This is a genomic window from Pseudomonas sp. TKO26 (assembly GCF_003225665.1).
Lineage (GTDB): Bacteria > Pseudomonadota > Gammaproteobacteria > Pseudomonadales > Pseudomonadaceae > Aquipseudomonas > Aquipseudomonas saponiphila.
In genome coordinates this window covers 261847-282468 of the sequence record NZ_QKLN01000003.1, presented here as the reverse complement: position 1 = coordinate 282468, position 20622 = coordinate 261847, and the positions used below count along the sequence as shown (strand labels likewise).

Here is a 20622-nt window from a genome sequence, read left to right as displayed (position 1 = left end):
GGAAAGATGCGCTGCACAAACCGGCGCCGCGGACCCGCAGCGGGAGGCACTCGAAGGGAAGGTATCAGGAGGGAAAATCTGCGGCCGTCGCAGCCCGTATCCCGGTCTGCGACGGCCCTTGGGAATCAGCGGGCGGTGAGTTCGATGACGCAGCAGCGTCCGTCGGTGGCGATCTCCACTACGCCGGCATTGCGATCCAGGCGCAGACAATCGTAACGACCCAGGGCCTGCAACGGAGTACCGCCCGTGTCGACCCAGGCTTGCTCGGCAGCACTGAACACCAGCACGGTGTGGGCCTGGGTAAAGAAGCGCTGCTGACCATCGAACCACTGCAAACGAGCGACATAACGCTCAGGGCAGTAGATCAGGTTGAAGTCGCGGATCGCCCCGTCCAGCAGCGCACAGCTCACCTGGCTGGCGCCACTGAAGGCGAAGGGATCCAGCGGCAGCAACGGCCGTACCTCTTCGCCATCCACCGTCAACTGCATGCCCGCGCCTTGCAGCACGGTAATGATCCGCTGATAACCGGTAAAGCTTGAAAAGCCGCCGGACTCGCCAATGTCGGCAATCGACAGGCGCCAGCCAAAACCTTCCAGGCCAGTGCCGGCATCACGGGTGATTTCTTCGGTGCTGCCACCGCCGTTCTTCCAGGGCATGCGCGGGTAGTCGGCGGCGCGTAACAGGGTGGGCCGGATCATTTATGAAAGCGTCCTTCCAGGCGATGACGGGAACCGGGGTGGATCAACCGGGCAGCGGTTACCGGCTGACGTCCGGACCAGGTACGACGGCGAATCAGCAGGCACGGCTCGCCACGTTCGATCTGCAGCAGCCGGCACTCCTCGGGCTCGGCGAGGATCGCCTCGACCACATGTTCGCCCTCGGTCAGCGGCGCCACCTGGGACAGATAGGCGTAGGGGGTTTGCAGGGTGAAGTCCTGCTTGAGGTACTCCGGCGCCACCAGGGCGTTGACGAAGCGGTCTTCGATCTGCACCGGGATGTCGTTTTCGAAATGCACGATCAGCGAGTGGAAGACCTTCTGCCCTTCACGCATGTCCAGGGCCAGGGCGCGCTCGGAACCGGCGGCCTCTTCGCCCAGGGTAATGACCTGGCAGGTATGCCGATGGCCGCGGGAAGCGATCTCGTCGGCAATGTTGTGCACTTCGAACAAGGCCGACTGACTCTTGGGCTCGGCGACGAACGTCCCCACGCCCTGCATGCGCACCAGAAGGCCTTCGGCAGTCATCTCGCGCAGCGCGCGGTTGATGGTCATGCGGCTGAAACCCAGCTGGTTGACCAGCTCGCTCTCCGAGGGAACCCGATAATGCGGCGGCCAGTTTCCGCTCTCGATCTGCTGGGTGATCATCTGTTTGACGCGGGCATACAAGGGCGCCGGACTATCGCCCAGATGGGCAGCCAGCGGCGATTTGGCAGGCGGAGTCGGCACAGGAAATCCTTGTTGAGCAAAAAAGGTGACTAGCTTGCCGGAGTTTACCGGGCAGGCAAACGTCTGTATATGTATATACAAATAACACACGATGGGGTGCTTGAACCATGTCCGCCTTCTTTGCCGAACGCGCGCTGCTGCCTGATGGATGGGCCAATCATGTACGTCTTGAAGTCAGCCCCGATGGCCTGTTGACACAGATCCAGGCCAACGCCAGCGCTGAAGGTGCACAACGGCTCAAGGGCCCGCTGCTGCCCGGCATGCCCAACCTGCACTCCCACGCCTTCCAGCGGGCCATGGCCGGGCTGGCGGAAGTGGCCGGCAACCCCAATGACAGCTTCTGGACCTGGCGCGACCTGATGTACCGCCTGGTGGGCAAGATCACCCCAGACCAACTGCAGGTCATCGCCCGCCAGCTGTACATCGAAATGCTCAAGGCCGGCTACACCTCGGTGGCCGAATTCCATTACGTGCACCACGACAGCGATGGCCGGCCCTATGCCGACCCCGCCGAGCTGTCCCGACGCATCAGCCAGGCGGCTGCCGGCAGCGGCATCGGCCTGACTCTGCTGCCGGTGCTGTACAGCCACTCGGGCTTTGGCGGCCAGGCGCCGAATGACGGCAAGCGCCGCTTCATCAACAGCACGGAAAACTACCTCAAGCTGCAACAGCAACTGCAACCCATGCTGGCGCAGCAGGCCAACCAGCAACTGGGCCTGTGCTTTCACTCATTGCGCGCGGTCACGCCCCAGCAGATCAGCGAAGTGCTGGCCGCCAGCGATCCCCAGTGCCCGGTACACATCCACATTGCCGAGCAGCAGAAGGAAGTTGACGACTGCCTGGCCTGGAGCGGACGCCGCCCCCTGCAATGGCTGTACGAAAACGTCGCGGTGGATCAGCGCTGGTGCCTGGTCCACGCCACTCACGCCAACCCGGAAGAAGTCAGCCTCATGGCCAAAAGCCGGGCGATTGCCGGCCTGTGCCTGACCACCGAAGCCAACCTGGGGGACGGCATCTTCCCGGCCGTGGATTTCCTCGCCCAGGGCGGTCGCCTGGGCATCGGTTCCGACAGCCATGTATCGCTGAGCGTGGTGGAAGAACTGCGCTGGCTGGAATACGGCCAGCGCCTGCGGGATCAACGGCGCAACCGCCTGTACCGCGCCGACCAGCCCATGGTTGGCCGGACCTTGTACGACGCCGCGCTGGATGGCGGCGCCCAGGCCCTGGGGCAAGGCATTGGCGCCCTGGCCGTGGGCAAGCGCGCCGACTGGCTGGTGCTGGATGGCAATGACCCCTACCTGGCCACGGCCGAGGGCGACGGCATTCTCAACCGTTGGCTGTTCGCCGGTGGCGACCGTCAGGTGCGGGATGTGATGGTGGGTGGACAATGGGTGGTGCGCGACGGGCATCACGCCGCCGAAGAAGACAGTAGCCGGGCCTTCACCCAGGTACTGCGCGACCTGCTCAACTGACCCATACGCCCAGGAGCCGGCTTGCCGGCGAAAGCGCCCATGCGAGCGCCTTCGCCGGCAAGTCGGCTGCTACAGGGGATGAATCTATTTCGAGGTCTTGGCCATGGCCGAGTCCGACACTCGCCAGATCAGTCGCGTAGTGTCATAGCCCTGCTGACGCGCCTTGCTCAGCAACTCTTCTCGCACCGTTTCGTTGACCTCGGGCGTGCGCGACAGCAACCACAGGTAGCGCCGGTTCGGGTTGCCGACAATCGCGGTCTTGTAGTCATCGCTGACATACAGCACCCAGTAGTCGCCCTTGGTCGCTCCCGGCAGCAGCCGCGAGAACCAGTTATCGAACTGCACCCACAGCTTGTCGGTCTTGCCCGTCACTTGAGGCGTGGCGGTGCCACGGGCCTCTTCCCACTTCCACTCCGGGGTCAGGCAACGATTGAGCACGGCCACGTTGCCCTCGGGCAACAGGGTGTAACGCGCCTCGGATTGCGCACAGTTACGCTGGAAATACATCGGCAACCGCGCCAGCTCGTACCAGGTCCCCTGGTAACGCTTGAGATCGACGTGGTTGACGGTCTTGGGCGCCAGCGAATCGTCCCGGGACGTGGCGCAGCCGGCCAAGAGCAGGCCGACCAGAAGAGTGAAAACAAAACGCATCATTATTTTTCTCCCGTGGGCCCAAAGCCCCGGTTCTTACTTCAGGCCTTGCCCGGAAAACATCAGAACCTTGTCACCGGCATACTGCACGCTGATAAAGCTGTTCTTGTCGCCCCAGGTGCAACTGGACATACCCAGCGCGCCCGAACAGTCGGTCGGCTTACCCAGAAGTTGTTCGACCTCGGCCTTGGGCATGCCCGCCGAGAGTTTGGAATAGTTTTCCTGATTGACCTTGCTGCACGCGGCCAGCAGCACGCAGAAGGACAACAGAGCGAGAGAACGCAGGGACATGGTGAACTCCTGGACGAAGGGAGGAAGGCCTGTCAGCCAACCAGAAGCTTAGAAGAGAAAACCCCCTTCTGGTTCCCCGCGCGGCCGGGTATTTCTTGCCCGGCGGGCGGGGCATTTTCCCGGCAAATCAAGCACCTTTTCACCCAGCCCTGCAGTTCGTCGGTTTTCCCCGCCTGCTCCTCATCTTCCTTGATGGCCAGTCGACATAACTGCAGCGTAAAGCCCTCCACTGTGGCAAATTGACGCCCCCTCGTTGACCAGCCCATCGCGGTAGTTCACTTAATGACCAGAAACATGAAGTTCAGCCACAAGATCCTGCTCGCCGCCGCCCTGGTGGTGGCCGTCGCGTTCGCCTGTTTTATTCTGTTCAACGACTACCGACAGCGCGAAGCCCTGCGCAATAGCACCGAATCAACCATGCAGGAACTGGGCAGCCTGACCACCAGCAATATCCAGACCTGGCTGGAAAGCCGCATCCAGCTCCTGCAGTCACTGGCCCAGCAGATCGCCGTGGACGGCAGTGGCGCCGAGAGCCTGAAACGCAGCGTCGGCCTGCCCGCCTACACCGGCAACTTCCAGCTCAGCTACTTCGGCGGTCAGGACGGCGTGATGTTTTCGGTGCCGGCCGGCAATCGCGCCGCCGACTACGATCCCCGCGCCCGTGGCTGGTACAAGGCGGCCACGGGCGCGCAACGGACCATCGTCACCGAGCCCTACATCGCCGCTTCGTCCGGCAAGCTGGTGATCACCGTGGCCACCCCGGTACAGCACCAGAACCAGATGATCGGCGTGGCCGGCGCCGACATCGATCTGTCGAGCATCAGCGCCATCATCAACTCGCTGAACTTCGGCGGTCATGGCCAGGCCTTCATCGTCAGCGCCGACGGCAAGATCCTCATCCACCCCGACAGCAAGCTGGTACTCAAGAGTCTCGCCGAGGCCTATCCCGCGGGTGCCCCGACCATCAGCCCCGGCCTCAAGGAAGTGCAGCTCAATGGCAAGACCCAGCTGATCTCCTTCACCCACGTCAACGGCGTGCCCTCGGCCGACTGGTACGTGGCCCTGGTGCTGGACAAGGACACCGCCTTCGCCGTGCTCAGTGAGTTTCGCACCTCGGCGATCATCGCCATGCTGATTGCGGTGGTAATCATCATCAGCCTGCTGGGCATGCTGATCCGCATGCTGATGCAGCCGCTGCACGTGATGGGCCGGGCCATGCACGACATCGCCGAAGGCGAAGGCGACCTGACCAAACGCCTGGTGATCCATGGCCACGATGAATTCGGCACCCTGGGGCTGTCGTTCAACCGTTTCGTCGAACGCATCCACAGTTCGATCCGCGAGGTGTCCTCGGCCACCGGTCAGGTCAACGAAGTGGCCCTGCGCGTGGTCGCCGCCTCCAACTCGTCGATGTTCAACTCCGACCAACAGGCTTCGCGCACCAGCAGCGTGGCCGCGGCCATCAACCAGCTGGGCGCCGCCGCCCAGGAAATCGCCCAGAACGCTGCCCTCGCCTCGCAGCACTCCAGCGAGGCCCGCAGCCTGGCGCAAGACGGCCAGCAAGTGGTGGACCAGACCATCGCCGCCATGCATCAGCTGTCGGCGAAGATCAGCAGCTCCTGCGACAACATCGAGACGCTCAACAGCAATACGGTGAACATCGGGCAGATCCTTGAAGTGATCACCAGCATCTCTCAGCAGACCAATCTGCTGGCGCTCAACGCCGCCATTGAAGCGGCTCGCGCCGGTGAGGCCGGGCGCGGCTTCGCGGTGGTGGCGGACGAAGTGCGCAACCTGGCGCACCGCACCCAGGATTCGGCGCAGCAAGTGCAGAAAATGATCGAGGAACTGCAGGTCGGTGCCCGTGAAGCGGTGGGCACCATGACCGAGAGCCAGCGCGAAAGCGAAAGCAGCGTCGGCATCGCCAACCAGGCCGGCGAGCGCCTGGGCAGCGTGACCCAGCGCATCGGCGAGATCGACGGCATGAACCAGTCGGTAGCCACCGCCACCGAGGAACAGACTGCGGTAGTGGAGTCGATCAATGTCGACATCACCGAGATCAACACCCTGAATCAGGAAGGGGTGGAAAACCTGCAAGCCACCCTGCGCGCCTGCGCCGACCTGGAACAACAGGCCAAGCGCCTGCAGCATCTGGTGGGCAGCTTCCGTATCTGAGCAGCAGCTTCGCCGGCAAGCCGGCTCCTACCACTATTGCGTAGGAGCCAGCTTGCCGGCGAAATCATTCGATTGCGGACATTCGGCAATACAGTCGCTGGTCTGCACGCCCCCAACAGAACTGGATTAAGACTAAACTCAGGCCTGCCTTTCCAGTCGAGCCCGCCCCTTGAAGCTTTCATCCCAGGTCAAGCCCATCAGTTACCTGAAAAGCCACACCGCCGAGATCGTCAAGCAACTGACGGAAAGCCGCGAGCCTCTGGTTATTACCCAGAATGGCGAAGCCAAGCTGGTGGTTATGGATGTACAGAGCTTTGAGGAACAGGAAGCGACCCTGGCCATGTTGAAACTTCTGGCCTTGGGCAACCGGGAGATTGAAGCCGGCCAGTTCCGTGATGCAGAGCAGGTGTTTGCCGACCTGGAGCGGGACGACCCGCAATGAGATTCAAGGTGGTCATTCTGCATTCGGCAGAACATGACCTGAAAGAGCTCAGACACTACCTGATCAGTCGATTCTCTCCCCAAGCCTGGCACAGCACCCTCCAGCACCTGAAATCCACCGCGGCTCAACTGGCGACCTCGCCCTACGCTGGCGTGGTACCTGACGAAATTCAGCAGCTCAATCTGCGCCACTATCGCCAGGTACTTTGCGGCATGAACCGGGTGATCGACGAAGTGCGGGAGAACACCGTCTTTATCCACATCATTGCCGATACGCGCAAAGACCTGCAGTCATTGCTGATGAGGCGCCTGTTGCGAGCGGACAAGTAATGCTTGCCGTCCGTCAGAAACGCGAACCAGGCTCGCGCAGGAAAGCCAGCTCTTCGGCAGTGGATTCACGGCCCAGGATGGCATTGCGATGGGGAAAGCGCCCGAAGCGGGCAATGACTTTCTGGTGCCGCTCGGCATAGTCCAGGTGATCGGCGAATACCGGACGATCGTCCTCGGGCTGTTCGTCGTGAAGGGCGGCAAAGCGCGAAACCCCTTCGTTCTGCACCGCCAGGTGCTCGCAATGCTCGAACACCAGGTAGATGAAGCAACGCTGCATGGGCGGCAGGCGCCGGTCAAAATCCGCGGCAATGCCTTGCGCCACCAGTGCCTGGGCACGGGCGTCGCCAGAGAAAGCCTTGGGGGTGTCGCGGTAGATCATGCGCGGCAACTGATCGAGCAGCAGCACCAGAGCCAGCCAACCTTGCGGACTTTGCGTCCACTCGGCCAATTCGCCGGCCAGTGCCTGCTCCACCAGGCCAGCAAAGCGCTGGCGCGCTTCGAGGTCCTGGCTGTCGCGTTTGCCAAACCACAGCCGGCCCTTGGCAGCGACAATCTCTGCCGGCTTTTCGGCTGAGCCGAACCACCAATCAAGCAGAGGCTGCCAGGGCGCGGCCATGTCTTACTCCTTGTGGTAGCCGGTCACGCGAGCCACTTCTTCTTTCGAACCGAGGAATACCGCCACACGCTGGTGCAGGCCTTCGGGCTTGATGTCGAGGATGCGCTGGTGACCGTCGGTGGAAGCACCACCGGCCTGCTCGATGAGGAAGGACATCGGATTGGCCTCGTACATCAGGCGCAGCTTGCCCGGTTTCTCCGGCTCGCGGCTGTCCCGTGGGTACATGAACAGGCCGCCACGGGTCAGGATACGGTGCACGTCGGCGACCATGGCCGCGACCCAGCGCATGTTGTAGTTCTTTTTCAGCGGACCGGTATCACCGGCCAGCAGCTCTTCCACGTAGCGCTTGACCGGAGCTTCCCAGTGGCGCTCGTTGGACATGTTGATGGCGAATTCCTGGGTGGATTCCGGAATCTTGATGTCTTCGTGGGTCAGCACGAAGCTGCCCATCTCACGATCCAGGGTGAAGCCCTTGACGCCGTGGCCCAGGGTCAGGATCAGCATGGTCTGCGGACCGTAGATGGCGTAACCGGCAGCGACCTGCTGGGTGCCCGGCTGCAGGAAGGCCTTTTCGTTCAAGGCTTCGTTCTGGCTCAGGTACTCGTTCGGGCAGCGCAGCACGGAGAAGATGGTGCCGACCGGGGCGTTGATGTCGATGTTCGACGAACCGTCCAGCGGGTCGAATACCAGCAGGTAGGCGCCCTTCGGGTACTTGCCGGGAATCTGGTAGGCATTGTCCATTTCCTCGGACGCCATGCCGGCCAGGTGACCGCCCCATTCGTTGGCTTCAAGAAGAATCTCGTTGGAGATCACATCGAGCTTCTTCTGCACTTCGCCCTGCACGTTTTCCGTGCCCATGCTGCCCAGGACACCGCCCAGGGCGCCTTTGGACACGGCGTGGCTGATCTCCTTGCAAGCACGCGCCACCACTTCGATCAGGAAGCGCAGATCGGCAGGAGTATTGTTGCTGCGGGTCTGCTCAATCAAATAGCGACTCAGGGTAACGCGGGACATGGACGGCTCCGGAGGAATGGGGGAGGTTGAAAACCCGCGCAGTTTAACGCGAGTCGGGGCGCATTTCCTCCTCTCAGACAGGGAACTGGCAGATAGAGTTCAGGCACTGCTTTTCAGCGTAGGCGGATTTGTCGCGAGGGCACTGGCCCCCGCCACAGTGATCAGGATTTGGCTGCCGGTTTGCGCAGCAGGCTCACGGCCATCCCGGCCAGGGCCAGCACGCCCAGCAGCAGCACGGCCCACAGGCCGATCTTCTTCCAGTCCGGCCCGGCGGCCACGGCGCCGGCGGCTGCCGTGGCGGTGGCTGGCGTCAATGGCGCCGCGCCCTCGACCTTGGCCTGGCCCAGCTCCTTGAGGCGCTGCGGACTGTAATCGGGAATCAGCGTGGTCAGCGGCAGGTTGGCCGCCACCGCGCTCGGGTTGCCCAGCGCCAGCGTGTAAGGCCCGGCGCCACGGGCCAGGAACACCAGTTGCGTACCGCGCACGGCAAACGCCAGGGTCGGCGCCTCGCCCCCCAGGCCGCCGCCACGCTCGTCCACCGTCAGTTTCAACTGTTGCACGGTCTGCCCCGGCACTTGCAGTTCGTTCTGCTGCACGTCCTGGCCATTCTGAGTCAGGCGGTACAGCAGGCCGTTGTTCAGGGTCTGCCAGGGCAGGCTGCTGTCACGGCGGCCATACAGGGTCGCCGGTGCCAGCGTGTTGGCCTCCTTGAGATCGATCCGCACCCGCTCGACATTCAGCCCCATGGGCAGTTGCCAGGTGTATTCACCCGCCTTGGCGGAGGTCCCGCGCAGGGGCTGGGACCACACCAGCGGCGACGGCAGGCTGCTGGTGCTGCTGCTCTGCAGTTGCGCCGAGGTCAGCACCGGCGCCGATTGCGGGGTATTCCACAGCAGGCGCAGGTAGCGCGCCGACTGCCCGGGCAGGGCCACTTCATGCTGCTCGATCCGCTCGTCGGCAAATGACAGGCGCGCCACCTGGCCGTCGCCCCAGGATTGCCAGTGCTGCAGGTCGTCGCTGGCCTCGATGCTGAAACGCTGGAAACCATCGCGCTCGCTGGTCCAGTCCAGCAGCAGTTGCTGCAGCGGGGCCTTGATGCCACTGGCATCCAGCAGCCAGCCGCGCAGCACTTCCTCGCCCGCCTCCAACTGCGTGGCCGGTTGCACCTCCACCAGAGTGCCGTTGGCGCCGGATTGCACCCGCACACTGGGGCTGCTGTCGCCGGCTTGCGCCGAACTATAGAGCGGGAACCACTTCACCTCGGTGAGGTTCTGCTGCTCGCGGGTCTGTGCCTGTTGACGAGCCAGGGCATAAGCCTGCGGCTCGCCGGCAGCATTGAACACCCGAACATCCCGCAGATCGGCCTGGCTGGCATGCAACAGCACGTCCAGCGGCAGTTCCAGGCGATACCAGGGGCCCTCGCCACTCAGGGTCAAGGGAGCCTGGGACTTGAAGTCCCCCGGCTTGTCCTGGGCCACGGCGGACAGCGCCACACACAGGCTCACAACGCCCAACCAGCCCAGGCTCAGCTTCGAACTCACGATGACACTCCTTCATCCAACGGTTTTCCGGGCGCGGATTCGGCCTCGGCGCGCTTGGGCGGCAACGGCGCGAAATAGCCCACCACCAGCAGCAGTCCCCCCACCCCGATGAACGAGACGATCCGCGCCAGCCCGCCTCGGTTGCTCAACTCCACCAGGAACAGCTTGGCCACCACCACGGCGATCAGCACCGCGCCGATCAGCCAGACTTCGCGACGATGGCGCAGGTGCCCGCCGATCATCAGGCCCAGGGCAATCAGGGTCCAGACGATGGACAGCCCGGCCTGGACCATCATCGACTCAAGCAAGGCATCCGCCTGGAACGGCACGCCGCTCCAGTGATGGGCGGCGCGCATCACCAGCACGGTAAAGAAGGCGAACAGGGAAATCCCCGCCAGCAGCTGCGTGCCACGCTCGGCGTAATCGGCGCGGATCGCCAGGTCCTGCAGCGCACTGCGCGACCAGACGTAGACGCCGAACAGGGCAAACAGCAGCCCCAGCTCCAGGGGGTTGAGCAGCGGCAGGTACGGCAGCGGTTCGGCGCGGCCATCGCTGAAGGTATTGGCCAGCCAGAACCAGCCCAGCATCAGCAGCGCCAGGGGCAGCGCGGCATACAGGCGATATTCACGGGCATGCGCCCTGACCGGCCACGGCCAGGTTCGCGGCGCGGCCATCGCCACCAGGTACAGGCTCGGCAGGATCGCCCAGCCCAGCCAGCGCCAGGCGTTGTACTGCTCGGACAACAGCAGCAAGCCAAAGCGCAGCTCCAGCGCCAGCACGCCGATCAGCAACCAGCAACCCAGCACATGGGCAATGCTCAAGACCCGCGCCGGCAGCCAGGCCTCCAGGCGCCGCACACTGAGGAAGTGCACGACGAACAACAGGCTCCAGGCCAGCCAGCCCAGATCCGCCGCCGGGTGATAGCGCGACGTCCAGGAAGCCAGCAGCACCAGGGCCCCCGCTGGTATCAACAGGCTGCACACCAATCCCAGGGACTTCCACCGCAGGCGCGGAGCCAACAGCGCACAGAGCAGCACGCTGAGGGCGGTGATCAGCAACAACAGGCTGGCCTGCCAATGTGCCGGGGCGAAACGCAGCACTTCCTTGAACCAGGTAAATGCCCACCAGCACACGCCCCAGGCCAGCAGCAGATCGGACAGATGCCCCAGGCTCAAGGCGTCGAAGGCCGAGCCGTGATTGCCCCGCTGCAAGCGCCACGCCCCGAGCAATGCCGCCAGGGCCAGGACCATCGGCGTCCAGAAGTCGCCATTGGCCAACGGCCGCACGCCCTCGACCACGCCACTGAAGAACCCGTCCGTGCCGGCCAGCAGGAACGTGCTGCCGCCGATCACCTGCAACAGCAGGCCAAAGGCAAAACTGGCGCGCTGCTGCAGATACAGGCTGAGCCAGATGATCAACAGGCCACTGGCGGCCCAGACGCCGCTGGCGGTACGCCAGGGCAACACGAACAGCACCGCCAGGTTGATCATCATCAGCCCGGCCAGCAGCACCACCGACAAGCCCCGCAGCAGGCGCGGGTCATGGCGCACCATGTCGTTGCGCGCGGCCAGGAGCATGCCACCGATCAGGGTCAGGCCAATCAGCGAGGCACTCATCAGGCCGCTCCAGCCGGCGCTCAATACCGCGCCGGCATCGCCGTCCGCGCCTTGCAGGCGCATCAGGAACAGCCCACCACCCAACAGCTGCACGGCAAAGGCCGTGAACAGGAAGGTCCGCAATTGCAGGCGCAGGCCGACGAACAGCGTCGCCAGCCCGGCCAGTGCCCAACTGATGGCCGTGCCCTGAGTGAAGAAGAACAGCGGTGCCAGCAGATACAGAAAACCCAGTCCGGCGACTGCCAGGATCGGCGCAGTGCCCTGCTCCCAACTGGCGACCCGAGCCTGCTCTGCCCGTCGCAACTGGTCGAAGCTGAACAGCAATGCGCCTCCCAGCAGCAATGCCCCCAAAGGCGCGCCGGCCAGCAAGCTGCTGTCGCCAGGCTGCAGCTCACTGAGGAAGGCCAGGGCCGAACCCACTTGCAGCAACAGGGCAAAAGCCCGGGCCAGAGGCCGTTGCTGACGCAGGCCGAGCCAGAAGACTCCCGCGCCCTCCACGGCCCAGGCCGCGGACGTCCAACGCGCATCCAGGCCCAAAGGAATGGCCAGGGTGGCGAAAATCACCCCCAGGGCCAGGCAGGTTTCACCGAGCAACAGAGCGCGACCGCCCATCAGCAGCCGTGCCAGGACCATGTAGATCAGACCCAGGGCCAGGGCACTGAAGGAGGCGGCGAACTCCAAGTGCTGGACCAACGCCAGTTGCAGGCCAAAGCCCACCAGCGGCGGGCCGAACAGCAGGCTGCCATCGACGTAATCGCCCTTGCGCGCGGACCAGTGCAGCAGCGCCTGGCGGCTGTCGTCCGTCGGCGCATCGCGCATATCCAGCAGCTTGCGCCGGGTGAACAGCAGGCCGATGGCCAGGTACATGACAAAGAACAGGATCAGGAAGGGTTCGGTGCTCCACAGCAGCTCTGGCGTATAGGAGCGCAGGCCCCAGGCAAAGCCGATGCCGAAGGTGCCGACAAAGCCGATCAGGTTGAGCAGGCGCCAGGCCTTGAACCAGGCAATGCCCAGAATGCCGGCATTGAGCAGCGCGAAGTAGCTGAACAGCGCCACATGGCTGCCGGCACCGGTGGAGGTCAGGATCGGCGCGGCGAAACCGCCAAGGGCCGCAGCGGCCGCCAGCCCCAGGGCATCCTGGGTGATGGCCAGAACCGCCGAAAACAGCGTGACCGCCACCAGCAGGCCCAGGGCCGCGGAAGGGTCGAGCAACGGGTGCAGGCGCATGGCGGCGAACACCGTCAGGTAGAGCACGGCGATGCCGGTGCCCTGCAGCATCAGGGCGTAGTTGCTGTTGCGCCGCCGCAACCACCAGCCCAACCCCAGCAGGCCCAGGGAGCTGGCCGCGACACCGGCATAGCGCAGCTCGATGGGCACCACCATGCCTTCGGTGGCGTAGCGCAGCAGGAAGGCCAGGCCGAGGAACAACAGCACCACGCCGACCCGCAGCACGGTGTTGCCGCCGAACAGCCAGTTGCGCGCCCCGCTGATGGCGCGCTCGATCAGGTTCGGCTCCCGAGGCTGCGCCACGGCCGGCTCTCGGGCCGGCGCCTGGGGTTGCCAGACCGACTCCGGCAGCGGCGGGCTGGCTTCGACTGCCGCCTCGGCACGCGCCGCGGCAGGCAACTCCCAGACCAGCTCGGCAGCCGCCGGTGCCGGGTCCACGGGCCGGACTTCGTCAAGAATGAATTCGGGCAGGTCCTGCAGCTCCGGCGCGGCGCTCAAGCCGCTGCTTGCCTCGGCAGGCGGGCTGCTGACCTGGGTTTCGGCAAACGCCTGGGCAGCGCCACCGGGGGTTTCCAGCAGGGCCAGGCGCTGGCCCAGGGTGGCCAGAGTGTTTTTCGCCTGCTCCAGCTCACGGTGCTGGTCGAGCACCTGTCGCTGCAGGGCACCGAAACGAATGGCCAGGCCAAGCACCAGACCCAGTAACGCGCCAATCAGGGCATCGCTGATGGACTGGTCGACGATCCAGCCCAGCACGGCACCCAGCAGCATGAACATCCATTGCATGTGTCGATATCCCTAAGCGGTCCACTGACGGACGGGTACGGCGGTGTTGAGGCTACCGGCGAAGATTTCTCCCCGATTGGAAGCCGAACGCGACCCAAAAGACACCATCCGGGAGATAAAAACGCCGCTCAGTATATCGACCCGGCCCAACAAACGTTGGGCCTTGTGCACAGTTCGCGGATTTTCCCGCCCCCCTCAGTCCAGGGCCTTCCAGATCTGCGTGGCGTATTCGCGGATGGTCCGGTCCGAAGAAAACCAGCCCATGCGCGCGGTATTGAGCACCGCCGAGCGCCACCATTCGCCGGAATCGTGCCAGCGCGCTTCGACCCGGGCCTGGGCGTCCCAGTAGGCGTCGAAATCGGCGCAGACCAGGAACCGGTCATAGTCGATCAGCGAATCGATCAGCCCGCTGTAGCGCGACGGATCGTCCGGAGAGAACACCCCGCCGCGAATCGCCTGCAGCACATCGTTGAGCCGATGCGAGGCGGCGATGTCCGGCACCGCGCTGAATTCGCCATTGCGCTTGCGCGCCTCCACCTGCTGGGCGCTGAGGCCGAAGATGAACATGTGTTCGGCACCGACCTGCTCGCACATCTCGACGTTGGCGCCGTCCAGGGTGCCGATGGTCAGGGCGCCGTTGAGGCCGAACTTCATGTTGCTGGTGCCCGAAGCCTCGAAGCCTGCAGTGGAAATCTGCTCCGACAGGTCGGCGGCGGGAATGATGCTTTCCGCCAGGCTGACGTTGTAGTTGGGCAGGAACACCACCTTGAGCAGACCGCGCACGGTCGGATCGCTGTTCACCGTGCGGGCGATGTCGTTGGTCAGCTTGATGATCAGTTTGGCCTGGTGATAGCTGGCCGCCGCCTTGCCGGCGAAGATCTTCACCCGCGGCACCCAGTCGGTTTCCGGCTCGGCGCGGATCGCCTGATACAGCGCCACGGTGTGCAGTAGGTTGAGCAACTGGCGCTTGTACTCATGGATGCGCTTGACCTGCACATCGAACAGCGCCGCCGGGTTGATCGCGATCCCAAGGCGCTCGTGGATGAGCGCGGCCAGGGCGCGCTTGCTGTGCAGGCGCTGCTCGGCGAACTGCTTGCGAAAGGCCGGCTTCTCGGCAAAGGGCTCCAGCCCGAGCAGCAACTGCTCGGGGTTGTCCAGCAACTCGGGGCCCAGGGCGTCCACCAGCATTTCGGTAAGGGGCGGGTTGGCCTGGTACAGCCAGCGGCGAAAGGTGATGCCGTTGGTCTTGTTGTTGATCCGCTCGGGGTACAGCTTGTGCAACTCGGAGAACACCGTGCTGCGCATCAATTGGGTATGCAGGCCGGACACGCCGTTGACGCTGTGGGAGCCGAGGAACGCCAGGTTGCCCATGCGCACCCGGCGGCCGTTGTCCTCCTCGATCAGCGACACCGCCCGCAGGACGTCGAAATCGTGCAGGCCCTTGGCCCGCAGGGCATCGATGTGCTGGGCGTTGATCAGGTAGATGATCTGCATGTGCCGCGGCAGCATGCGCTCCATCAGCCCCACCGGCCAGGTTTCCAGGGCCTCGGGCAGCAGGGTGTGGTTGGTGTAGGCCAGGGTGTCCACGGTGATCTGCCACGCCGCGTCCCAGGCGATGCCATGCAGGTCGACCAATTGGCGCATCAACTCGGCCACGGCGATCGACGGATGGGTGTCATTGAGCTGGATCGCCGCGTGCTCGCCAAGGCTGAGCACCGAATCGTGCATGTTCTTGTGGCGCCGCAGCAGGTCCTGCAGCGACGCCGAGACGAAGAAGTATTCCTGGCGCAGGCGCAATTCCTGGCCAGCCTCGGTGCTGTCGGCCGGGTACAGCACCCGGGAGATGCTCTCGGCGCGAGCCACTTCCGCCACCGCCCCCAAGTGATCGCCGGCGTTGAAGCGCTCCAGGTGCAGGTCTTCCATGGCCCGGGCCCGCCACAGGCGCAGGGTATTGACGCTGGCTCCGCGCCAGCCCACCACCGGGGTGTCATAGGCCACCGCGCGCACCGTCTCCGCCGGCCACCAGACCTGGCGCGTGTTGCCCGCCGCGTCGGTCACACTGTCGACGCTGCCGCCAAAGCCGATGGAATAGATCACCTCGGGGCGCTCGAACTCCCAGGGGTTGCCAAAATCCAGCCAGTGTTCGGTCTGCTCCTGCTGCCAGCCGTCGACAATGGCCTGGCGAAACAGGCCGTGCTCGTAACGAATGCCATAGCCGTGACCGGCTATACCCAGGGTCGACATGCTTTCCATGAAGCACGCCGCCAGGCGCCCCAGGCCGCCGTTGCCCAGGGCCGCATCGGGCTCCAGCAGGCGGATCCGCTCCAGGTCCACGCCAAGGTCGGTGAGGGCTTCGCGGGCCACGTCCAGCAGGCCGAGATTGCTCAGGCTGTCGAACAAGAGCCGGCCGATGAGGAACTCCAGGGACAGGTAGTACACCCGCTTCTGGCCCTTGCGATAGATCTGTCGCGTGTGATCCATCCAGTGGTCGACCATGTGGTCCCGCGCAGCCAGGGCAATGGCCTCGAACCAGTCGTGGTCGAAGGCGTGGTCCGGATCTTTGCCGACCGCGTAGGTGAGTTTGGTCAAGACGGCTTCGCGAAAAGCCGCCACCTCAGCGTCACGAGCTAGGGGTTCCTGAGTCATCGATACGACCTCTGACGAGATACACAGTGAGCATGGAATGGTCTGAGCCTAGTCGGTCTGACACGAGGCAAAGGCTCCGGTTCGGCGCTGCTGCAAATGGCTCGGCTCAAGGGGGGGAGTCTTCGGCGCCTGCAGGAAAAAAGATGCAGATGCCGTGCCGCCAGGTATAAATCCGACGACCATTAAGAAAAATCCGACCCAAAGTCGTTCAAAAATCCACCAGTCCCGGTATGATCGCGCGCCCTGGAACATGCCGGAACCACCACCTTGATGAAGTCCAACCTGATCGCCGCCGCGGAAATCGATCGTCTCGATACCTGGGCCAAATACTCCGCGCCCATGTGCGGCTCCTGCATGTCCAGCTGCTGCACCCTGCCGGTGGAAGTGAAGATCAAGGACCTGATCCGCATCGGCATCGTCGATGAATTCGAGCGCGGTGAGCCGGCGAAGAACATCGCCAAGCGCCTGCAGAAAGAAGGCATCGTCGAGCGCTACAACCAGAAGTCGGAAATCTTCACGTTGCAGCGCATGAGCAACAACGACTGCCTGTATCTGGATCGTAAAAGCCGCCTGTGCACCATTTATGACAAGCGTCCGGACACCTGCCGCAACCATCCGAAGATCGGCCCGCGTCCGGGCTACTGCGCCTACAAGCCCAAGCCCCTGGAGCGCCCGACCAACACCAGCAGTCGGACCCTGGAACGCTTCTAAGCCCTGCGACAGCGGCGCTGCGATCGGCTGCCAGCAGCCAGGACAGCGCCTGGATTGACGAGCACCACGCTATCGGTCGCAGCCTTGCGGACACGGCAGCGGCAATCCAGACACGGGGTTTCTTGAGGCGAAAAAAAACGCCCCCGGTCGCAAGACCGGGGGCGTTTTCATTCAGCCGGAACTAAAGACTCAGTTCTTGGCTTTCTTGGCAGCGCGGGTACGCTCGCCTTCGTCCAGGATCTTCTTGCGAAGACGGATGGACTTAGGAGTCACTTCGCACAATTCATCGTCCTGGATGAATTCCAGAGCCTGTTCCAGGGTGAAGCGAACAGGTGGAACCAGGGCGATGGTTTCGTCTTTGCCCGAAGCACGCATGTTGTCGAGCTTCTTGCCTTTGGTTGGGTTCACACCCAGGTCGTTGTCACGGCTGTTCAGACCAACGATCTGACCGTTGTAGATCTCCTGGCCGTGCTCGACGAACAGCTTGCCGCGCGCCTGCAGGGTTTCCAGGGAGTAGGTCAGGGCCTTGCCGGTTTCTACCGATACCAGTACGCCGTTCTGACGACCGGACATGTGGCCGGACTTCATCGGAGCGTAACGGTCGAAGATCGAGGTCAGGATGCCTGCACCGTTGGTCAGGGTCAGGAACTGGTTACGGAAACCGATCAGACCACGGGCTGGAATGTTGTATTCCAGGCGTACACGGCCCTTGCCATCCGGAACCATGTTGCTCAGGTCGCCCTTACGCAGGCCCATTTCTTCCATGACCTTGCCCTGGGATTCTTCAGGGATGTCGATGGTGACGTTTTCGAACGGTTCCTGCTTCACGCCATCCACTTCACGGATGATCACTTCAGGACGGCCAACGCCCATCTCGAAGCCTTCGCGACGCATGGTTTCGATCAGTACCGACAGGTGCAGCTCACCACGGCCGGATACCTTGAACTTATCGGCCGAGTCGCCTTCTTCAACGCGCAGGGCAACGTTGTACAGCAGCTCCTTGTCCAGACGCTCCTTGATGTTACGGCTGGTCACGAACTTGCCTTCCTTACCGCAGAATGGCGAGTCGTTGACCTGGAAGGTCATGGAAACGGTCGGCTCGTCGACGGTCAGCGGCTTCATCGCTTCAACAGCGGTCGGGTCGCACAGGGTGTCGGAGATGAACAGCTCGTCGAAACCGCTGATGCAGACGATGTCGCCGGCAGCAGCTTCTTCAACGTCCACGCGGTGCAGGCCGTGGTGACCCATCAGCTTGAGGATACGACCGTTGCGGCGCTTGCCGTCGACGTCGATGGCCACAACCGGGGTGTTCGGCTTGACGCGACCACGGGCGATACGGCCAACGCCGATCACACCCAGGAAGCTGTTGTAGTCCAGAGCGGAGATCTGCATCTGGAACGGACCGTCACGGTCAACGGCTGGCGCGGGTACGTTGTCGACGATCGACTGGTACAGCGGGGTCATGTCTTCGGCCATGTCGGTGTGGTCCAGACCGGCGATGCCGTTCAGGGCCGAGGCGTAGACGACTTTGAAGTCCAGCTGTTCTTCGGTGGCACCCAGGTTGTCGAACAGGTCGAAGATCTGGTCCAGAACCCAGTCAGGACGCGCGCCCGGACGGTCGACCTTGTTGATCACCACGATTGGACGCAGGCCGGCTTCGAAAGCCTTCTTGGTCACGAAACGGGTTTGCGGCATAGGGCCGTCTTGGGCGTCGACCAGCAGCAGCACGGAGTCGACCATGGACATGACGCGCTCAACTTCGCCGCCGAAGTCGGCGTGGCCCGGGGTGTCCACGATGTTGATGTGGTAGCCGTTCCAGTTGATGGCGGTGTTTTTCGCCAGAATGGTAATGCCGCGTTCTTTTTCCTGGTCGTTGGAGTCCATCACGCGCTCGTCGTTGAGCTCGTTGCGCTCCAGGGTGCCGGATTGACGCAGGAGTTTGTCTACCAGGGTGGTCTTACCATGGTCAACGTGGGCAATGATGGCGATGTTGCGTAGATTTTCGATCACTTGTGTATCTCGATCAGAGGATTCGGTGTGCTGACAAATGCTGGCAGCGATTAACAATAGAGTCAGGCCTGGCCGTTACAGCTGGACGGCGGCGTCGGGGGGCCGGTGACGCAAGCCACAGGCGAACATCCCCGGGCACTTAGCTCGGTCTATAAACGCGCACATTGGCATGTCCCTCACTGAGCAGATGGTGAGCATGCAGGCGACTCATGACGCCTTTGTCGCAATACAGCAGGTACTGGCGCGTAGGGTCCAGTTCCTTGAAGCGGGCATTCAATGCATAGAACGGCAGCGCTTGTACTTCGATGCCAGGGAGCTCCAGCGGGTCGTCTTCCTGGGCATCCGGGTGACGGATGTCGATGACGATCTGACCGGCCAGCGCCTCGCTGACTTCTTCAATCTGCAAATCCTGGCCCAACTCGTCGATCACCCGATCGATCGGCACCAGTTTGGCCCGCTCGATCGCACGCTCGAGCACCGCCATATCGAATTCTTTCTCTTCATGCTCGACGCGATGGCGCTTGGCATGGGTCTTGGGGTTCACCGAGATGACCCCGCAGTACTCCGGCATGTGCTTGGCGAAGTCGGCGGTGCCGATCTCTTCGGCCAGGTCGATGATGTCCTGCTTGTGGCTGGCGATCAGCGGACGCAGCACCAGCTTCTCGGTCACGCAGTCGATCACCGACAGGTTCGGCAGGGTCTGGCTGGACACCTGGGAAATCGCCTCGCCGGTCACCAGTGCATCGATGTGCAGGCGGTCGGCGATGCTCGAGGCGGCACGCAACATCATACGCTTCAAAATGACGCCCATATGACTGTTGTCGACTTTGCCGAGAATTTCCCCGAGCACTTCCTCGAACGGCACGCTGACGAACAGCACGCGCTGGGAGCTGCCGTACTTCTTCCATATATAGTGCGCGACTTCCATCACGCCCAATTCGTGGGCACGCCCGCCCAGGTTGAAGAAGCAGAAATGCCCCATCAGGCCGCGGCGCATGATCTGGTAGGCCGCCACCGTGGAATCGAAACCGCCGGACATCAGCACCAGGGTCTGTTCCAGGGCGCCCAGCGGGTAGCCGCCGATGCCGTTGTGCTGGCTGTGGATCACGAACAACCGTTGGTCGCGAATTTCCATCCGCACTTCAATTTCCGGCTCTTTCAGGGAAATTCCGGCGGCGCCGCACTGCCGACGCAGCTGGCTGCCGACGTACTTTTCCACGTCCATGGAGCTGAATTCATGCTTGCCGGCACGCTTGCAGCGCACGGAGAAAATCTTCCCGGGCAAGGCCTCGCCGAAGTGCTGCTTGCACTTGGCGACCATGTCGTCGAAGTCGCCCAGCGGGTATTCGTCGACCTGCAGGAAGTGCGCGATACCGGGCATGCAGCAGAGGCGCTCGGTCAACTCCTTCAGGGCCTTGGGCTCGCTGAGAGTGGTTTCCAGCTCAAGGTTGTCCCACACACCATTGACCACCACCGCCGGATCCAGATCGCGGAGCACGGCACGGATGTTCTTGGCCAGCTGACGGATGAAACGCATCCGTACCGGGCGGCTCTTGATGGTGATTTCCGGGAAAACTTTAACGATTAGTTTCATGAAAACTGTGCGCGCTGGGCCAGCCGAAAAAGGGGGGCGCGGATTATAGCGGAAATTGCT

The 20622-nt window shown here is 63.2% G+C and carries 16 protein-coding genes and 1 pseudogene; 6 read left to right on the top strand and 11 right to left on the bottom strand.

What is annotated here, in order from left to right:
* Positions 1–125 precede the first annotated feature (125 nt).
* Entirely contained in the window at positions 126–698 is a 573-nt protein-coding gene (locus DNK59_RS06610) for a HutD family protein (protein WP_110722661.1), read from the bottom strand.
* Complete coding sequence (hutC, locus tag DNK59_RS06605) at positions 695–1444, bottom strand: histidine utilization repressor (RefSeq protein WP_092318813.1); 750 nt, start codon at positions 1442–1444, stop codon at positions 695–697. Before hutC ends, DNK59_RS06610 begins: the two co-directional genes overlap by 4 nt.
* A gap of 107 nt (positions 1445–1551) precedes the next feature.
* Between hutC and DNK59_RS06600 the strand changes: the two genes are divergently transcribed.
* The gene (locus DNK59_RS06600) at positions 1552–2916 is read left to right on the top strand and encodes a formimidoylglutamate deiminase (RefSeq protein ID WP_110722660.1); all 1365 of its coding nucleotides are present in this window, start codon (positions 1552–1554) and stop codon (positions 2914–2916) included.
* A gap of 84 nt (positions 2917–3000) precedes the next feature.
* Here DNK59_RS06600 and DNK59_RS06595 read toward each other — a convergent pair whose 3' ends face one another.
* Positions 3001–3570: a lipocalin family protein gene (locus DNK59_RS06595; protein WP_092318809.1), complete on the bottom strand. Its 570-nt coding sequence runs from the start codon at positions 3568–3570 to the stop codon at positions 3001–3003.
* A 33-nt stretch (positions 3571–3603) separates the two neighbouring features.
* A complete protein-coding gene (locus DNK59_RS06590) occupies positions 3604–3858 on the bottom strand; it encodes a hypothetical protein (RefSeq protein ID WP_011058771.1) in 255 nt (84 codons plus the stop codon).
* Positions 3859–4140: 282 nt separating this feature from the next.
* On the opposite strand from DNK59_RS06590, the pseudogene DNK59_RS32405 reads away from it, so the two are divergent.
* From DNK59_RS32405 to DNK59_RS06570, 4 genes and pseudogenes are all read left to right on the top strand, one after another.
* Positions 4141–5175 (top strand): annotated as a pseudogene (locus tag DNK59_RS32405) (cache and HAMP domain-containing protein); the annotation flags it as partial.
* A gap of 93 nt (positions 5176–5268) precedes the next feature.
* Positions 5269–6033: a methyl-accepting chemotaxis protein gene (locus DNK59_RS32400; protein ID WP_371826192.1), complete on the top strand. Its 765-nt coding sequence runs from the start codon at positions 5269–5271 to the stop codon at positions 6031–6033.
* A 169-nt stretch (positions 6034–6202) separates the two neighbouring features.
* Entirely contained in the window at positions 6203–6475 is a 273-nt protein-coding gene (locus DNK59_RS06575; RefSeq protein ID WP_110722658.1) for a type II toxin-antitoxin system Phd/YefM family antitoxin, read from the top strand.
* Complete coding sequence (locus DNK59_RS06570) at positions 6472–6804, top strand: type II toxin-antitoxin system RelE/ParE family toxin (protein WP_110722657.1); 333 nt, start codon at positions 6472–6474, stop codon at positions 6802–6804. Before DNK59_RS06575 ends, DNK59_RS06570 begins: the two co-directional genes overlap by 4 nt.
* A gap of 13 nt (positions 6805–6817) precedes the next feature.
* On the opposite strand, the gene DNK59_RS06565 is transcribed toward DNK59_RS06570, so the two are convergent.
* The 5 genes from DNK59_RS06565 to DNK59_RS06545 form a co-directional block, all read right to left on the bottom strand.
* On the bottom strand, positions 6818–7420 hold the full coding sequence (locus DNK59_RS06565; protein ID WP_110722656.1) for a DUF924 family protein: 603 nt from the start codon (positions 7418–7420) through the stop codon (positions 6818–6820).
* Between the two features lie 3 nt (positions 7421–7423).
* Positions 7424–8434 carry a class 1 fructose-bisphosphatase gene (locus tag DNK59_RS06560; protein ID WP_110722655.1) on the bottom strand — a complete coding sequence of 337 codons (1011 nt, stop codon included), beginning with the start codon at positions 8432–8434 and terminating at the stop codon, positions 7424–7426.
* Positions 8435–8595: 161 nt separating this feature from the next.
* Complete coding sequence (locus tag DNK59_RS06555; protein WP_110722654.1) at positions 8596–9975, bottom strand: DUF3999 domain-containing protein; 1380 nt, start codon at positions 9973–9975, stop codon at positions 8596–8598.
* Positions 9972–13601, bottom strand: coding sequence for a DUF2339 domain-containing protein (locus DNK59_RS06550; RefSeq protein ID WP_110722653.1), 3630 nt, complete (start codon positions 13599–13601; stop codon positions 9972–9974). The genes DNK59_RS06555 and DNK59_RS06550 overlap by 4 nt, the downstream gene beginning before the upstream one ends.
* Before the next feature lie 195 nt (positions 13602–13796).
* Positions 13797–16247 (bottom strand): glycogen/starch/alpha-glucan phosphorylase, encoded by a 2451-nt coding sequence (locus DNK59_RS06545; RefSeq protein ID WP_110722652.1) that lies wholly within the window; start codon positions 16245–16247, stop codon positions 13797–13799.
* 267 nt (positions 16248–16514) lie between these two features.
* Here DNK59_RS06545 and DNK59_RS06540 point away from each other — a divergent pair, with 267 nt between their 5' ends.
* Positions 16515–16958 (top strand): YkgJ family cysteine cluster protein, encoded by a 444-nt coding sequence (locus DNK59_RS06540; protein WP_173655882.1) that lies wholly within the window; start codon positions 16515–16517, stop codon positions 16956–16958.
* A 189-nt stretch (positions 16959–17147) separates the two neighbouring features.
* Here DNK59_RS06540 and typA read toward each other — a convergent pair whose 3' ends face one another.
* Positions 17148–18968 (bottom strand): translational GTPase TypA, encoded by a 1821-nt coding sequence (typA, locus tag DNK59_RS06535; protein WP_016965621.1) that lies wholly within the window; start codon positions 18966–18968, stop codon positions 17148–17150.
* Between the two features lie 139 nt (positions 18969–19107).
* On the bottom strand, positions 19108–20562 hold the full coding sequence (gene thiI, locus DNK59_RS06530; RefSeq protein ID WP_092318790.1) for a tRNA uracil 4-sulfurtransferase ThiI: 1455 nt from the start codon (positions 20560–20562) through the stop codon (positions 19108–19110).
* Positions 20563–20622: the final 60 nt, after the last annotated feature.

What these genes read in the sequence shown, in the direction of transcription:
- DNK59_RS06610 (WP_110722661.1), bottom strand. Translation starts at nt 698, where the DNA reads ATGATCCGGCCCACCCTGTTACGCGCCGCCGACTACCCGCGCATGCCC.
- DNK59_RS06600 (WP_110722660.1), top strand. Translation starts at nt 1,552, where the DNA reads ATGTCCGCCTTCTTTGCCGAACGCGCGCTGCTGCCTGATGGATGGGCC.
- DNK59_RS06595 (WP_092318809.1), bottom strand. Translation starts at nt 3,570, where the DNA reads ATGATGCGTTTTGTTTTCACTCTTCTGGTCGGCCTGCTCTTGGCCGGC.
- DNK59_RS06590 (WP_011058771.1), bottom strand. Translation starts at nt 3,858, where the DNA reads ATGTCCCTGCGTTCTCTCGCTCTGTTGTCCTTCTGCGTGCTGCTGGCC.
- DNK59_RS32400 (WP_371826192.1), top strand. Translation starts at nt 5,269, where the DNA reads ATGTTCAACTCCGACCAACAGGCTTCGCGCACCAGCAGCGTGGCCGCG.
- DNK59_RS06570 (WP_110722657.1), top strand. Translation starts at nt 6,472, where the DNA reads ATGAGATTCAAGGTGGTCATTCTGCATTCGGCAGAACATGACCTGAAA.
- DNK59_RS06565 (WP_110722656.1), bottom strand. Translation starts at nt 7,420, where the DNA reads ATGGCCGCGCCCTGGCAGCCTCTGCTTGATTGGTGGTTCGGCTCAGCC.
- DNK59_RS06560 (WP_110722655.1), bottom strand. Translation starts at nt 8,434, where the DNA reads ATGTCCCGCGTTACCCTGAGTCGCTATTTGATTGAGCAGACCCGCAGC.
- DNK59_RS06550 (WP_110722653.1), bottom strand. Translation starts at nt 13,601, where the DNA reads ATGCAATGGATGTTCATGCTGCTGGGTGCCGTGCTGGGCTGGATCGTC.
- DNK59_RS06545 (WP_110722652.1), bottom strand. Translation starts at nt 16,247, where the DNA reads ATGACTCAGGAACCCCTAGCTCGTGACGCTGAGGTGGCGGCTTTTCGC.
- thiI (WP_092318790.1), bottom strand. Translation starts at nt 20,562, where the DNA reads ATGAAACTAATCGTTAAAGTTTTCCCGGAAATCACCATCAAGAGCCGC.